The following is a 15,031-nucleotide window of genomic DNA, read 5'->3' as shown; positions in this document are numbered from 1 at the left end:
GAGAAAATTATGGTTTTAACCGTTCGTGTGATTGCACCAGACAAAACCGTCTGGGATTCTAGCGCTGAGGAAGTGATTCTCCCTAGCACGACAGGACAACTGGGTATTTTGAGCGGTCACGCGCCTTTGCTTACGGCTCTAGAAACGGGCGTGATGCGCGTTCGTTCAGCCGATAAAACTTGGGTGCCGATCGCGCTCATGGGTGGCTTCGCTGAAGTCGAAAACAACGAAGTGACTATTCTAGTCAACGGGGCTGAACGGGGTGACAGCATCGATCGTGATGCAGCCCGTGCTGCCTACACCGAAGCTGAATCTCGCTACAGCCAACTTCAGCAAAGTACAAACAAACAAGAACAAATTCAAGCAACCCAAGCCTTAAAGCGCGCTCGTGCTCGTCTTCAAGCGGCAGGTGGTGGAGTCTAATCGCTTTTAATTTGTCTACAGAAAAAGGGGAGGACTGATAATGTCCTCCCCTTTTTTAGAATCGTTTGGAGTTTAAGGATGCGAGCGATCGTTACACCCGACCCCTCAGCATCTGTGCCATTTCATTAATCTTAGGCGACATCTCCAGCGCCACTTCTTCTGTAATCCGTCCTTCTTCATAGAGTTTGTAGAGAGACTGATTCATGGTACACATGCCGTCAAACGTACATTTGGGAATGATGGCTTCAATCTCATCGATCTCACCTTTGCGAATGTAGTCTCTAATCGCATCGGTATTGATCAAAATGTCGTGGAAGGCGGCACGTTTGCCATCGGTAGTGCGGCACAAACCCTGAGCGATGACACTAATTAGAGATTCTGCGAGAGAAACCCGCATCGGTTCTTGCTCACTGGGATTGTATAGGCTGAGAATTCGCTCGATCGTTTTGACAGCGCTATTGGTGTGCAGCGTTCCCATCACTAAGTGTCCAGTTTGGGCAGCTTTCAGGGCGGTGTTGACGGTTTCTTTATCGCGCATTTCACCCACCAAAATTAGATCCGGGTCTTCCCGCAGAGCCGCTTTGAGAGCGCTGTCAAACTTGTGAGTGTGGATTCCCACTTCTCGGTGCTTGATCAAGGCTTTTCGGCTTTTGTGAACGAACTCGATCGGGTCTTCAATCGTGATGATGTGCTTAGGCATCTCCTTATTGATGTAGTCAATCATTGCCGCCATCGTCGTGGACTTACCCGAACCTGTCGGCCCCGTCACCAGCACTAAACCCTTGTGATAGTGACAAATATCTCTCAGGACGGGAGGCAGGTTTAATTGCTCCATCGTCAAAATGGTTAGCGGAATCAGACGCATGACCATCGCAGGGCCGTGCAGCGAGTCGAAAATGTTGATCCGAACCCGTGCAAACTCGTATTGAGTCGCGCCATCAAAGTCTAGAGTTTCTTCAAACTTTTGAATCTCTGCATCCGTTAAGACTTCTCTCAACCAGCCGAAGAAGGTTTCGCGATCGGTCACCGGCCAGTCGGTCGTATCAATCTCCCCTCGATTTCGATAGCGTGGCACCTCGCCAACTCCAATATGAACGTCTGAAAACCCCTTGTCATAAGCATTGCGAACTAGCTGCTCTAACGTGGGAGAACCCGAACTATTGGCATTGCGGGCAGTGCTAGGAAGGTTTGGTGGCGACGCTGGGCGATGCCCTCCCATTGCAGAGGTTGAAGGCACCGCCCCGGCAGGCGTTCCAGAGGTGCGCGGAAATGAGCTGACGGCGGTAGGAGAAGAATGGTTTGTCGTCATCGGTGTAGCAGGCATCACCATTGTTTCCATCGATGCGTTCCCTATCTTTGCGATCGTGAGGTCAGCCGCCTCGATCGTAGTGTTGTAAGCAGAAACCCGCATAAGTGGGGGCGGCGCAGGTGGGACACGAGGCGCGGGGGGAGGCGTAATAGACGGACGCTGGGGTTCTGGTGTCATATCCTATGTGGGTATAAAAAAGCCCTAAATATCATCTTTGGGGTCTTGGTCGAAGCGGATGTAATCACCTGAGTGAGTGTTACGAAGACATTTAGAAGCTTCACTGGGGGCAGGACGCAACTAGAATTAGAGGGGGCTTGATGTTATAGAGCGGTTCAGGGAATTTTTACAGTTTTGCTAAAAAGCTAGACCCCTCAACAAAAGGTTTCCCAAAACTTAAAGGCAAGTATCAAACTCGCCGTCCTCAGAGATTTGTCAACAATTGTTTAGATCGTTAATCAATGAGCAATCCAAACGCTTGGTATGTGGTCAGACAAGAAGATGGCTCGTGCAAAGTTGTGCCAGCCGATGAGGTGGTGATTGGGGAGACATCGACTCAACGCGAACAGTGGGGACCTTTTGAGTCACAAGGAGTCGCGATCGCTCGTCGAGTCGGCTTAATTCGCGCAGGCAAGTGCAAGCCCGTCTAACTATAATTATTTTTTAGCAGAGATTTGCTGATTTAACACTTGTAACGCTTTGGCAAACTGAGGATCTTCGGACGTGCCAATCTTGTCGCGATCTCGTCCGAGCGCCTGACGCTGTTGGTCACTCAACTCGATGACGACATCGGGGTCAATTCCATGCTTGTTAATATCGCGACCCTTAGGAGTTAGATATTTGGCGATCGTCACCGCTAACCCTGAGCCATCTCCTAGCCCGCGCACTGATTGCACTAGCCCTTTGCCAAAAGTTTTGGTGCCGACGATCGTGCCGCGATTGTTGTCTTGCAAAGCGCCTGAAAGAATTTCGCTGGCACTCGCCGATCCGCCATCGACCAGAACGACTAGAGGTTTATCGGTCAGGGCACGACGATTAGCGTCTTCGCGATCGGATTCACCCTGACGATCAACCGTTGAGACAATTCCGCCTTCTTGAATCCACATCCGGGCAATGTCTACACTGGAATATAGTAAGCCACCTGGGTTCGATCGCAGATCTAAGACATACCCGGTTACTTGCTGCTTCTCTAAATTTTGGATGGCTTCCCGCATTTCGGGCGCAGCATTGGCGCTAAACTGCACCAGACGAATGTAGCCAATATTGCCATCTGGGGTCTTTTTGCCACTATAGCGAACCGGATGAATCTCAATTTTGGCGCGATTAAGCTGATATTTAAACTCCTGATTGTTACGCATCACGGTTAGCTGCACCTGAGAGCCAACCGGCCCCCGAATTAGCGTCACCGCTTTGTTAACATCCATCCCATCGGTGCTTGTGTTGTCAATTTTGGTAATGATGTCTTTGGCGATAATTCCCGCAGTCGCAGCCGGGCTACCTTCTATTGGCGAAATCACCGTCAGCTTCTTGGTCTTCTCGTCTGCTGCAAGCTGAATGCCTACCCCTGTCAATTCTCCAGAGGTGTCAATCTGCATGTTCTTAAACTCTTCTGGATCCATAAACCGGGTGTAGGGGTCACCCAATTTTTTGAGCATCTCGCGAATTGCGTCGTAAGCTTCTTTTTTGCTGGCGTAATCGCGATTGAGATATTGAGTGCGAACGGCTTTCCAATCGACTTGATGAAAGGTGCCATCGACAAAGCTGCGATCGATGATGTTCCAGACTTCATCGACTACTTCTTTCGGATTTTCACGAAAAAATGCCTGAACCTTCGATCGCTGGATTCCAAACCCTGTAATGGTTACCGCCGTGACTGCGGCGGCTGTTGCGCCGAGAACAATCGCTCTTTTCGTGATCGCCATACCACTAAGCCGCAAGAAAGAACTGCAAGATTATGATCAATTTAACACAGGCTGAGAAGTGCTGTCCGGGTTGAATGCCAGAGTTTCTGGACTTCTACTTTGCCTGATTTCGCACCTGACGCGCAGTTTCTAGGAGGGCTGCCCACCGCTTTTGCAGTTGTTTTGCAGTCCACTTCAGGGTTTGAGTGATCTCGTGGTCACTCGTGGCGGTTCGCTTCAGGTTGAGAAGCTGGGTTTGATCAGGCGTAAGTTGAGCTAAAAATGCGTCCCATTCTTGAGGAGGAAGTCCTAGATTTTGGTCGAGATCGGCCCCTAACCACTCGTGGACAAGCTTCCAGCTTTGGGAGATGGCAAACTTTTCAACATGGTATTTAAATCGTTGCTGAAGATAATCGCGCTGACGCGGAGACATGGATAAAATATCGTCGATTTCAGGAACGGACAGGTCTTGAAGTTTTAGGGTTAAATAATTGACGCAATCGGTCTGTCCTTGTGATTCGAGATATTGAATTAGCTCACCCACTACGCGATCGCGCAACGCCGATTCTGAGGGGTCAACTTTGTCAGCGACCATTTGCTCTCGAATCATTTTTAGAATCGGCGATCGCCCATAAGCTTCGGCTTCGTCTCCTTTTGCCGATTCCATTGCCGTTTCAATATCAACCGCGATTTCGTGGGGTTGGCGATTCGCAAACCGTTGAGCGCGCAAAATCACTAACTGCTGATTGTGTTGACTAGGAAGGGTAATTCTTCGCTTGGCATACTGTTCAGTAAATGCCATATATTCAGCCAGTTGCAGCCGGGTGCGGGGCTGATAGGTTTCTGCTAGTTTATTTTCTCGTCGGAAGGCTCTGAGTGACTCAGTGTAAAAGCCTTGCAGAAAGTCTTCGATCAGGCTGTAGCGGGCTTGAAAGCTCAGTTGTAGGTGAGCAGGCGCGATCGGGCGATAGACCATCGTGCTGAGAATGCTGTGTAGCTCGACGCGACCTTGCTGCGAATTGAGACGATAGTAAGTGACACACTTTTGCAGCCGATAACGCGCCAGCGTCAGCCGCCAAGAGCTGATTTCGCCCGAAGTCTGAATGCGATCGCTTTTAAGACAAATGCGCTCAACTTCGGTCGCGATGCGATCGGTGATGGCTTGAATCGCTTGACCCGTGATCTGAAGGTCTGCTTCTAGCTCAGTGGCTAAAAGACGGGCTAATTTTTGAGTTTCGGGAGAGAGTTCTTCAACTTTGGACTCAATCTTTGATGCGTCTAATGGAGAATCGGACTCGATCGCGGCAGGAAAGGTTGCTTCATGCGGGAGCGACTTTGCGGATTTGGTGTTCATAGCGGAACTCAGACTTTGGTAATGCACACCAGTGGCTACACGATGCTTCCCGGTCTTCCGGTAAGTTTAGCGATCGGTAGGTCAGTTCTTCAGTTGGTCACTTTAAGCGACGCAACCTCTAATTGGCACGAGGTCTAATCGAGTCAGCGCAAATCGGTGCAGGGTCTACAATCTAAGCGCCTCCGTATAGGCGATCGTCCAAACCTGTCAAACAATATACTACTGTGTTTCCGTGGACGATCGGCAAAGTGGCAGCTAGACAAAAACTTAATAGGACTTACGCAAACCTCGGTGGTTTTAACCCAGAATCAAGCATTGTGACCGACAGAGTGGCTTAAACCTCCGAGGTTTTGGTCACTACCGCCAAGTCTGCGATCGCTTCCCATCCCAACCCTCGCCGAACTACAGTGGGTTCGTCGCTCGTTAAATCTAAGATGGTGGAAACTTGATCAGAAGGTTCTTCTCCAGTGTCTACAATTACATCGACTAGACCGTCCATGGCATCAAACAGTTCCGCTAGCGATAAATTTTCAGAATTGCGTTTGGCTGGTACGGGTTGATCATTCGTGGAAATGTGGGCAGAGGTGGAAATGATCGGGTTTCCGAGTGACTCTAACAGAGCTTGACACAAGCGATGATCGGGGACGCGAATGCCTGTAGTTTTGCGTTTGGGGTGCATCACCAATTTCGGCACCAGCTTGGTTGCTGGCAGCAAAAACGTGTAGGAACCCGGAACCAGACCTTTCATAATCCGATAAGCCTGATCACTCACGACTGCATATTGAGCAATGTTAGACAGCGACGGACACAAGAAGGTGAGCGGCTTATCGTTAGACATTTGCTTGAGTTGTCGAACTCGCTGCACGGCTGATTTAGAGTTGAGGTCGCAGCCGATCGCATAAGCTGTGTCAGTCGGGTAGAGCATCACAGCACCGCTCCGCAGAGCACTAACCACTTGATCAACGCCTCGACGCTGCGGATTGACAGGATGAATTTTATAAACGGTTGCCATAAAGTTAAGACGAAGTATCAGGTGTAGGGTGTAGGGACTATCTGAGTTGCTATGGCGATGCAAAAAGTTGCTTATCTAGAGTGCCCAACTGGAATTGCAGGGGATATGTGTTTAGGAGCGCTGGTGAGTGCAGGCGTTCCTTTAGACTACCTGACTGCGAAGCTCGATCGATTGGGCATTGCCGAGGAGTATCGCTTGCGGGCAGATCTAGTTCATCGAAACGGGCAGCAGGCGACGAAGGTTTGGGTTGACTTGCTGGATGCTCATTCTCACACTGGTCACGCTCATGCAGGACATCATCATCATCACGCCCATGATCATGCTCATCACCAGCCGAAAGAGCAGCAGAAAACAGGGTCGCGACTGCGGCACCTGCCCGAAATTGAGCAGATGATCCAACGGGCAGAGTTGCCTCGACGGGCTGAAGCCTGGAGTCTCAAGATCTTTCGGCAACTGGCAGACGCAGAGGGGGCGGTGCATGGAGTTCCGGCAGAACAGGTGCATTTTCACGAAGTCGGAGCGATCGACGCGATCGTCGATGTAGTGGGCACCTGTTTAGGACTCGACTGGCTGGATCTCGATCTCATTTACTGTTCGTCACTGCCGACGGGAGGGGGAACGATTCGCGCAGCGCATGGTCGGTTGCCAGTGCCAGTGCCAGCCGTGCTAAAGCTCTATGAGTTGCGAAACGTACCCATTTATAGCAATGGCATCGATCGAGAGCTAGTCACCCCGACCGGGGCAGCGATCGTCACCACTCTAGCAACTCAGTTTGGTGCGCCCCCGGCGATGACGTTGCAGAAGATTGGACTGGGTGCCGGATCGCGTGATTTGCCAATTCCCAACATTTTGCGACTGTGGATTGGCGGGGCGAAAGATATCCACGAGAATTCGGTTCATCACACCCATTCTTTGTCCGATGCGATCGTTCCTCAATTGGTTGCCAATTCTGAAACCATTTCGGTTCTCGAAACTCAGATTGATGACCTGAACCCACAGGCGATCGGGTATGTGTTTGATGCATTGTTTGCGGTCGGTGCAGTGGATGTGTTTACTCAAGCGATCGGCATGAAGAAATCGCGTCCGGGGGTCTTGCTGACGGTAATTTGCCCAACCGAAAAAGAGCTTGCCTGTGAAACAGTTTTGTTTCGAGAGACTAGCACTTTGGGAATTCGTCACACGGTTCAGCGGCGATCATGGCTCGATCGGGCATTTCACCCCGTCGAAACCGAGTATGGAACCGTTCAGATCAAAGTAGCGCGGCAAAAAGACGGCACGATCGTCAACGTGCAGCCAGAATATGAAGACTGTGCCCAGCTTGCCCGTCAGCACAATGTCGCTTGGCGAGAAATCCATCGAATTGCTCTACAGACCTGGTATCTTCGGCAGTCATGAAAAAAGCCAGGATGATCTCCTAGCTTTTTTCGTCTTAACAATCGTGTGGTCTACAAGTACGATCGCTGTGGATTAGTCTGCGTGTTGAACCCTGCGATTGGTGCTTTTGACAGCATCTTCAGTGGCTTGTGCAGCCTCTTTAGCAACACCCTTAGCGCTACGAGCAGCATCCTTCGCAGCATATTCAGTATTGTCTTTGATATTTCCAGCCGCGTTCTTTGCGCCTTTTAGTGTGTTTTCACTAGCATTAGAGGCTCGATCGCCGATCGCTTTTGCATCATCTGCCGTGTTCTTAGCTGCTCCTTTTACGTTGTCTGTCAGCTTTTTCGTTCTCTCACCGAGTGGGGCACCAGAGCGGTAATTGTCAACATATTGATCAACACTATCAATCCCCTTGGTGTTGATGTCGCGCTCTGCTCGATCGACAAGCGCTTTAGTTTTTCCAGCAGTTCCTTTAGCGGCTTGACCCGGAGCCGTGTCGCTAAAGTTATTCATGCCGCCCTCATAGGGTTGGTTTTGTCCAACTGGGTTAGAGCCTGCACCTCTAGACACTTCGCTCTGGGGCACTCTCGCTTGGGCGTTTCCTGCACAAGCCGTGCTAACGAACAATAAAATCCCAGCCAGAAAAGCAGTCAAAACCTGACCTAAACGAATTGATTTAATGACAGAAACAAGTTTATTCATAAATACTCCTTTTTGCTTCAAACCGATAGGCTTGAAATCTTTACTACAAGGGTTGATGAAGTCTCATAAGATTTAGACTCTCATCAATTTAAATCGCCTATCAACATTACAAATCTATGCTCTCCGATCGCCTCTAGCGAAAGGCTCATTCATCATTAAACCGATGTTAGAGCTTCTCTAACTCTAGAGAGATTGCAATCGTTTCGCTGTTCAGCGCCATTACGAGCCGCAGATTGAACTAAATTGAACTGAAGGAAAAAACTAATTTCAGTTTATGCAAGCAGTTCGATCGCGCTTCAAAGCTTCTTTACGTTGGCTCATTTTGGGTCTAGTGCTGTTCTTTTTGATCAAGACTCTCAAAGATCATTGGCAAGAAGTTGTCGCGATTCGGATCGATGCCGCTGGATATGCCTGTCTCGCGATCGCGCTCGGCATGACGCTCTTAGCTCACATTTTTGCGGGCTGGGTCTGGAGTTGGATTTTGCAAACGCTTAACCACTCTGTCCCCGGAGCTTGGAGCATAAAAGTCTATCTGCAAACTAACATTGCCAAATATTTACCGGGCAACATTTGGCATTTTTATGGGCGCATCTCAGCCGCAACAAAAAGAGGAATTCCGACAGAAATCGCGATCGTCAGCGTCTTGCTAGAACCGTTGCTCATGGCGATTGCCGCCTTGTTATTGGCTCTAATTGGCGTACAGCAAATCTTATCGGCTTATGGCTGGCTTGCTCAACTGATCCCGATCGTCGGTTTGGGTTTAGGTTTAGCGATCGTGCATCCCCGGTTTCTCAATCCACTGATCGGTTATCTTGCTAAACTCAAGCAGAAAGCGGTGGGTGCATCTCAGCCTATGACTTTGCCCATGAAGCGCTATCCGATCAAACCTCTCTTGGGTGAGATTGGGTTTTTAGGACTGAGAAGCCTCGGATTTATCCTGACATTTCTGGCGATCGCGCCTCTTCCTGCTAGTCAGTTTGCGATCGTGATAGCAGCGTTTGGGTTAGCTTGGCTGACCGGATTTGTGATTCCGGGGCTACCGGGTGGAATTGGAGTCTTTGAGGCGGTTATGGTCGCATTGCTCTCTAGCGGAAGTGCCCCGCTAGAACAGGATTTTTCGACAGGCGAACTGTTGAGTGTGGTCGCGCTCTATCGGTTTGTGAATACTCTGGCTGAACTTGCAGGAGCCGGATTGGTCACTCTGGACGATCGTCGCTAAAAAATTATTCAAATGTTTCGGTTAACTCAACTTCGTCAGAGAGTTTGGGCATAACCTCGCGCTTAAGCTGCGAAAAAACGCGGTAAGCATCCAGATTTTGCAACGCTTTGGGAATATGGAGCGGTTCTTGAGTTTTATCCATTTTAATCAAGTTGTATTGCACGTTTTCGGCATAGATCGCAAACGTGACATTAAAGATCTCTAAAAAGTTAACGACCCACCGACACTCATCTTCTGGAAAGTTTTTATAATAGCGAATCAGTTCAGCGATTTGTGCTTCTAAATGAGTTCGTGCATTTCTACAAATCAAGATTAACTTAAGCAGCACAATCACTAAAGTCAGCGGGCTTCCTTGAGACACGAGCAGCACAAACAAAGGCGAGGGATCTTGCCGATTTTCGGTGGTGAGATGTTCAATAATGCGATTACACGTTCTCAAGATCAACGCTTCATTGAGCGTCTCATGGTCGTAGTCTAGATAGAGAGGGTCTAGTTTTTCGGTGAACCTTGCTTGGAGAGTTTCAGTCAATTCATTGCCATCGATTGACACAATTAAATATCGTTTTAGCTCACGTTTAAACTCTTTATAGCTCAACTGATGCGTCTGATTGATGAAAATATTGGCTAAGTTTGCATAGCTAAATTGACCGCGTTTTGCCACGATCGTTTTAATCAACTGCAAGACGTTATCGCCTAACACGGTCGGGTTTTCGGGCAATCTTTCTGGCGAGGTTGCAGACTGAGATTTAGCAATATACATCGCTAACCTAAACTTAAATTTATCTTTAAGCTGCATTGATAAAGCTCTTGCGGCTTCTCGCTGCTCGATCGGGTTTGCCGAATTAATATATTGAGGAACGAGCAAATAAGAAGTGTAGCGATTTGACCACGGTGCTTCGGGAGACTCGTCATATCTCGACGCAAAAAGCTTTAGCTCTTCATAGTCTTTGCCCCTCCTAAAGGTGTCGATCCAGACTCTTAATCGCTTCAGCGTCGGAGAAATTGTTTGTCGATCGAGACTGCTGTCTTCAAAGACTTTGATTAATTCTTGAATGGGCTTAAAGTTACGACTCGCATCCCAATTGTTGACGAGAATATAGCACGATCGCTTGAGCGTATTTCTAAATTCTTCTTCGTTATTGCTAAAGACAATTTCGTAGACCGCATGAATGGCTCCAGCGCTAGTGGTCTCAACGTGATAGAGAAAGAGATGCTTAAACTCCAATAGCACTTCTTCGGGAGGCCAGGTTTTAACGATGTCTAGCAGAAATCGATAAACCGTTTCTTGAGCCTGGTGAAGGTTTCGCCCTGAGCGAGAAACCTGCTTAGACGGTTCTGAAGGGTGCCCACTCATCTGAACTTCTCCGATCGTTCCATTAGTCAGAGTGCCCAAAGATGGGACAGAAAGACGATCTGAGAGGGGTTGCATTCCAACGGATTCTGACTGAAGCTTGCTCAAATCCCGATTGGGCGTTCCGTTCATGGGTATCAACACCAAGTTGGTGAAGCAGGGTAGCTTTTAAAGAAAATATAGTCCTTAAGAGATGATACTGATGCAATTACAAATTTTATCGGAACTCATCAAACTTTTATCTGATTCTTCCTGACGATCAAGACCCGTCATCGTCTATTAGTCGGAATTTTTGATTAAGGACTTCGTAGAATGCACTTTTCAGAAGGTTCAAGAAATCCTCTTACCAAAGGAATCATACTAATGTACCAAAAACGATGATCTGCTACAAGAAGCGCCCCAAACTTTGTCTCGTTCGGAGCGCTCAGAGCTAAATCTCGACTAATGGGGGCAGAGGGACTTGAACCCTCACGACCTTGCAGTCAACGGATTTTAAGTCCGTTGCGTCTACCATTCCGCCATGCCCCCGCGATCGGTTAATCTCAGACCTCTATTCCATCATTAATTGACCCGATGTGCAACTCTCTTTTGCCCTGGCTGAAATAACGGTACGATAGTAGGGTAGTCCGATCCTCATTATTCCTGTAACCCTATGGAAGTTGCACTCTTATATTCAGTTCTGGGCGGAGCCTATCTAGTGGTAATGCCATTTGCGCTATATCTCTATCTGCAAAAACGCTGGTATGTGGTTAGCTCGATCGAGCGCACCTTTATGTATTTTCTGGTGTTTCTCTTCTTCCCCGGAATGCTGTTGCTTGCGCCGTTTCTAAACTTTAGACCGAAGCGCCGAGAAATTGAAGCCTGAATTGTTCATGAATGGGTTGGTGGATGCGACGAATTGACGCGATCGGAATAAGTCTAGGCGTTTTTGCGGCTGGCGGACTGGTCTATCTGGTTTTGCAACTCGTTGGGCTAGACAGTATGAACGCCGGGATCTGGAGTCAGGTGTTCTTGATCAGTGCCCTGGTCGTCTGGGTTTTTAGCTACCTAACGCGGGTGCTGTCTAAAGATATGACCTATGACAAGCAGCTAAGAGACTACGAAGAAGCCGTTCTGCAAAAGCGTCTAGAAGAGTTGACCCCCGAAGAACTGGCAACCCTGCAAGCCGAAATTGAGCAGGAAAATCAACGAGCAAAAGGTTAAAGATCGTAAATTAAATAAAGCCAAAGGTTCTGTAGCGGCATGGCACTGCCGTGCCCAGTGCCTTTGCAAGTAACAGACACTATTTAATTCACGACCCTAAGCATCAAATTAGCGATCGCCTGCCTGCACACCCTGCCCTCGATCGGCTTAAACTAATTATTTGCATTCCCTTATTTTTACTTCACCGTTAAGGACAGAAATGACTTCAGTTTCCCAATGCTTTGAGCATCTGCGGGATCATGCTCGATGCGCCTTGATTCCCTTCATTACCGCAGGCGATCCTGATTTAGAGACGACGGCTGAAGCATTGCGCGTTCTCGATCGCTCTGGTGCCGATTTAATCGAATTGGGAGTCCCTTACTCTGATCCGTTAGCAGACGGCCCAGTAATTCAAGCTGCCGCAACACGGGCACTCGCACGAGGAACTCGACTAGACGACGTGTTGAAAATGGTTAAAGAGGTTGCACCGACGCTGCGATCGCCCTTGATTCTTTTCATGTACTACAATCCGATTATTAACCGTGGCATCGATCAATTTTTGCAAGACATCGCCGACGCAGGAATTAAGGGTCTAGTTGTCCCTGATTTGCCCCTAGAAGAGTCTGACAGCCTGTTAAAGCCTGCGGCGGTTCGCGGAATTGAAGTGATTCTGCTAGTCGCGCCTACAAGCCCTCAAGAGCGCATTGCCGCGATCGCGCTTCAGTCTCAAGGGTTTATCTACTTAGTCAGCACTACGGGCGTAACAGGCGTAAGGACTCAGATTCAAGCACGAGTCAAAGATTTAGTCGTGGAACTGCGAAACGTCACCGATAAGCCGATCGGAGTTGGGTTTGGCATTTCTCAGCCCGAACACGCCCGCCAAGTAATGGATTGGGGTGCGGATGCTGTGATTGTCGGCAGTGCTTTTGTGAAGCGTCTAGCAGAAGGAACTCCGGCTGAGGGGTTGAAGTCGATCGAGGAGTTTTGCAAAAGTCTAAGAGCCGCAATCTCACCTGAATAAAGGGTTCTCCCTAATCTCGTCTCAGCGATCGAGAAAAAACTAGGGAGAATCCTCAAGGTGTGAATAAAAGGGAATTTGCTAGCAGCGACTACTTGAGAATCCCAAAGTAGTAAGCGGCTACCACAAAGTTAATGCCCAAAAGCAATAATGCCCAGCCTGTACGGAACGGGTAGGGCGGTTTACTCGTTTTAACGGTTGCCCCCGTCGGATTTTTTGCTGTTTGAGTTGCCATAAGCGATTCTCCAGATTTAGTGACCTTCTTAAGGGATACCAAAACAAGGGCACCTCTAAAGGTAAATTTCGATTAAGCAGTTTGTAAACGAGGCTTATTCTTCGGCCCCAGCATGATAAGAACTGCGGACTAACGGAGCCGAGCGAACGTGAGAAAATCCCATTTCACGGGCGATCGCCCCCAAGTGATCAAACTCATCGGGGTGCCAATATTTCTGAACAGGCAAATGTTCTAGCGATGGACGCATATACTGCCCGATCGTCAGGCGATCGCAGTTCACCGCTCTTAAAGCAGCCAGCGTTTCGATCACTTCGGCTTCCGTTTCGCCGTGCCCTAGCATCAAGCCCGACTTTGTGGGAATAGCCGGGTTCAAATCCTTGACGATTTGCAGAACTTTGAGAGAGCGATCGTATTTTGCCCCGCGTCGCACAGGCGCTTGTAAACGGCGCACCGTCTCAACATTGTGGTTATAACAAGCAGGGTGGGCAGCTACGATCGTGGCAATTCGCTGAGACTGCAACGCTTCAGGAGTCAAATTGTCTTCGCGTCCGCCCCAAAAATCAGGAGTCAGCACCTCAATTTGGGTCGAGGGGTTAACTCGACGAATTTCATTCATCGTTGCTGCAAACCAGCCAGAACCCTGATCAGGCAAATCATCTCGCGCCACTGAGGTGAGAACGACATATCGCAACCCTAACAGTCGCACTGATTCGGCAACCTTTTGCGGTTCTTCAGCATCTAACGGCATTGGGGCGTGTCCTTTATCCACTTGGCAAAAGCCGCAAGCGCGAGTGCAAACCGGGCCCATGAGTAAAAACGTGGCAGTGCCTTGGGCATAGCACTCTCCTCGGTTAGGGCAGCGCCCCTCTTCACAAATCGTGTGAATTTGACGCTGCTTAATAATGCGCTGCACTGTCGAAATCTCGCTAGCTTTCCCGATCGGGCGGCGCAGCCAGTCTGGCATTACTGTTATGTCCGATCGGTTGAGCGATCGCGACGATTCAGATTCAGAACTTAAGTTTCGATTCGTTTCAGTCGGCATAGAAGTGGGAATACTGGGTCTAGTGCAGGTTCGGGGTAGAAAGAGGTAAGCGACGATAGAAATCGTTCTGTAAAGCGGCTTTTCTTAGATGATCAGAGTCACCGCAATTTATTAATCATAGAGGGTACACTAGGGCATGTTATTTTGACGTTCAGCCAAGTAAGTCACGCTCAAGTTCATCTGACTTCGTAACGCGAAGCCACAATGGGTTGACTCCCACTCCTCGAATCGGTCAGCTATGACGTTCAGGATCTCTACCTTCTGTTTAGATTAAGCCTCTAAAACCCTTGTGATATTCGTCTCCGTTCACTTCCTTCGTTTTTCGTCACTCTAGAGGAGTTCAGTTGTGGCAAGTCATAAAATCGTCGTCATTGATGACAGCGCTGTTATCCGCAACATGGTGCGTGATATGTTGCCGAAGGGCAATTTTGAGGTTCTAGAAGCCAAAGACGGCATTCAGGGCATCAATCTGATTCGGCAAGAGCGCCCCAACCTGATCATGCTCGATTTCTTGTTGCCGCGCATGAGTGGTTGGGAAGTTTTTCAGCAGATTCAGCTTCAGCCAGAGTTGCAGAGCATTCCGCTGGTGCTGATGTCTGGGCGCAAAGAGGAAGTCGCTGAAAAGCTGCAAGAGCCGTTTGAATATTTTGAGTTTGTGCAGAAGCCCTTTGATCAGAAGATTTTGATCACTGCGATTAAAATGGCGATGACTAAGGCAAAACGCCGTCCGGCTGGTGGTGTCCCTGCTGCTCCTGCTGCGATCGACACGACGGGCAACGCAGATGTTCAACAACTCAATGCCAAAATTGCCAAAATGCAGGCTGAGATCGATGCGTTGAAGAAGCAACAGGGGCAGATTATGGCGTTTATCAAACAAAAGCTGAAGTAATTTCAAATCTGCTTTAGTTG

The 15,031-nt window shown here is 48.8% G+C and carries 16 protein-coding genes and 1 tRNA gene; 8 read left to right on the top strand and 9 right to left on the bottom strand.

The genetic code is table 11. From position 1 onward, the window contains the following. The first annotated feature begins 9 nt into the window (after positions 1–9). On the top strand, positions 10–423 hold the full coding sequence (atpC, locus tag C7B65_RS01420; protein WP_073069117.1) for an ATP synthase F1 subunit epsilon: 414 nt from the start codon (positions 10–12) through the stop codon (positions 421–423). A gap of 91 nt (positions 424–514) precedes the next feature. On the opposite strand, the gene C7B65_RS01415 is transcribed toward atpC, so the two are convergent. Then, the gene (locus C7B65_RS01415) at positions 515–1,909 is read right to left on the bottom strand and encodes a type IV pilus twitching motility protein PilT (protein WP_073069116.1); all 1,395 of its coding nucleotides are present in this window, start codon (positions 1,907–1,909) and stop codon (positions 515–517) included. A gap of 281 nt (positions 1,910–2,190) precedes the next feature. Here C7B65_RS01415 and C7B65_RS01410 point away from each other — a divergent pair, with 281 nt between their 5' ends. Further along, on the top strand, positions 2,191–2,379 hold the full coding sequence (locus tag C7B65_RS01410; protein WP_073069115.1) for a DDE transposase family protein: 189 nt from the start codon (positions 2,191–2,193) through the stop codon (positions 2,377–2,379). A gap of 6 nt (positions 2,380–2,385) precedes the next feature. Here the strand turns inward: C7B65_RS01410 and ctpC are convergent, their stop codons facing one another. The 3 genes from ctpC to C7B65_RS01395 form a co-directional block, all read right to left on the bottom strand. After that, positions 2,386–3,651 (bottom strand): carboxyl-terminal processing protease CtpC, encoded by a 1,266-nt coding sequence (gene ctpC, locus C7B65_RS01405; RefSeq protein ID WP_073069114.1) that lies wholly within the window; start codon positions 3,649–3,651, stop codon positions 2,386–2,388. A gap of 94 nt (positions 3,652–3,745) precedes the next feature. After that, positions 3,746–4,984, bottom strand: a complete 1,239-nt coding sequence (locus C7B65_RS01400; protein WP_073069113.1) for a hypothetical protein — start codon at positions 4,982–4,984, stop codon at positions 3,746–3,748. A 334-nt stretch (positions 4,985–5,318) separates the two neighbouring features. Continuing rightward, on the bottom strand, positions 5,319–5,996 hold the full coding sequence (locus tag C7B65_RS01395) for an L-threonylcarbamoyladenylate synthase (protein ID WP_073069112.1): 678 nt from the start codon (positions 5,994–5,996) through the stop codon (positions 5,319–5,321). Positions 5,997–6,047: 51 nt separating this feature from the next. Between C7B65_RS01395 and larC the strand changes: the two genes are divergently transcribed. Next, entirely contained in the window at positions 6,048–7,391 is a 1,344-nt protein-coding gene (larC, locus tag C7B65_RS01390) for a nickel pincer cofactor biosynthesis protein LarC (protein WP_244913140.1), read from the top strand. 72 nt (positions 7,392–7,463) lie between these two features. On the opposite strand, the gene C7B65_RS01385 is transcribed toward larC, so the two are convergent. Beyond that, positions 7,464–8,075: a DUF6658 family protein gene (locus C7B65_RS01385; RefSeq protein ID WP_073069111.1), complete on the bottom strand. Its 612-nt coding sequence runs from the start codon at positions 8,073–8,075 to the stop codon at positions 7,464–7,466. A 274-nt stretch (positions 8,076–8,349) separates the two neighbouring features. Here C7B65_RS01385 and C7B65_RS01380 point away from each other — a divergent pair, with 274 nt between their 5' ends. Further along, the gene (locus tag C7B65_RS01380) at positions 8,350–9,294 is read left to right on the top strand and encodes a lysylphosphatidylglycerol synthase domain-containing protein (protein WP_073069110.1); all 945 of its coding nucleotides are present in this window, start codon (positions 8,350–8,352) and stop codon (positions 9,292–9,294) included. Positions 9,295–9,298: 4 nt separating this feature from the next. On the opposite strand, the gene C7B65_RS01375 is transcribed toward C7B65_RS01380, so the two are convergent. Both C7B65_RS01375 and C7B65_RS01370 read right to left on the bottom strand, forming a co-directional pair. Next, positions 9,299–10,777, bottom strand: coding sequence for a hypothetical protein (locus C7B65_RS01375; protein ID WP_244913139.1), 1,479 nt, complete (start codon positions 10,775–10,777; stop codon positions 9,299–9,301). 313 nt (positions 10,778–11,090) lie between these two features. After that, positions 11,091–11,173: transfer RNA gene (locus tag C7B65_RS01370), tRNA-Leu, on the bottom strand. A 124-nt stretch (positions 11,174–11,297) separates the two neighbouring features. Here C7B65_RS01370 and ndhL point away from each other — a divergent pair. From ndhL to trpA, 3 genes are all read left to right on the top strand, one after another. Next, positions 11,298–11,510: an NAD(P)H-quinone oxidoreductase subunit L gene (gene ndhL / locus C7B65_RS01365; protein WP_073069109.1), complete on the top strand. Its 213-nt coding sequence runs from the start codon at positions 11,298–11,300 to the stop codon at positions 11,508–11,510. 11 nt (positions 11,511–11,521) lie between these two features. Beyond that, positions 11,522–11,848: a DUF3007 family protein gene (locus tag C7B65_RS01360; RefSeq protein ID WP_317615776.1), complete on the top strand. Its 327-nt coding sequence runs from the start codon at positions 11,522–11,524 to the stop codon at positions 11,846–11,848. A gap of 199 nt (positions 11,849–12,047) precedes the next feature. Continuing rightward, positions 12,048–12,848 carry a tryptophan synthase subunit alpha gene (gene trpA / locus C7B65_RS01355; protein ID WP_073069108.1) on the top strand — a complete coding sequence of 267 codons (801 nt, stop codon included), beginning with the start codon at positions 12,048–12,050 and terminating at the stop codon, positions 12,846–12,848. Positions 12,849–12,936: 88 nt separating this feature from the next. Here trpA and psaX read toward each other — a convergent pair whose 3' ends face one another. Beyond that, positions 12,937–13,080, bottom strand: a complete 144-nt coding sequence (psaX, locus tag C7B65_RS01350; RefSeq protein WP_073069107.1) for a photosystem I protein PsaX — start codon at positions 13,078–13,080, stop codon at positions 12,937–12,939. 94 nt (positions 13,081–13,174) lie between these two features. Next, positions 13,175–14,122 (bottom strand): lipoyl synthase, encoded by a 948-nt coding sequence (lipA, locus tag C7B65_RS01345; protein WP_073069106.1) that lies wholly within the window; start codon positions 14,120–14,122, stop codon positions 13,175–13,177. A 346-nt stretch (positions 14,123–14,468) separates the two neighbouring features. On the opposite strand from lipA, the gene C7B65_RS01340 reads away from it, so the two are divergent. Beyond that, entirely contained in the window at positions 14,469–15,011 is a 543-nt protein-coding gene (locus tag C7B65_RS01340; protein WP_073069105.1) for a response regulator, read from the top strand. Positions 15,012–15,031 lie beyond the last annotated feature (20 nt).

The organism is Phormidesmis priestleyi ULC007 (assembly GCF_003003695.1).
GTDB classification, from domain to species: domain Bacteria; phylum Cyanobacteriota; class Cyanobacteriia; order Leptolyngbyales; family Leptolyngbyaceae; genus Phormidesmis_A; species Phormidesmis_A priestleyi_A.
This window is presented reverse-complemented; position numbering and strand designations above follow the sequence as displayed.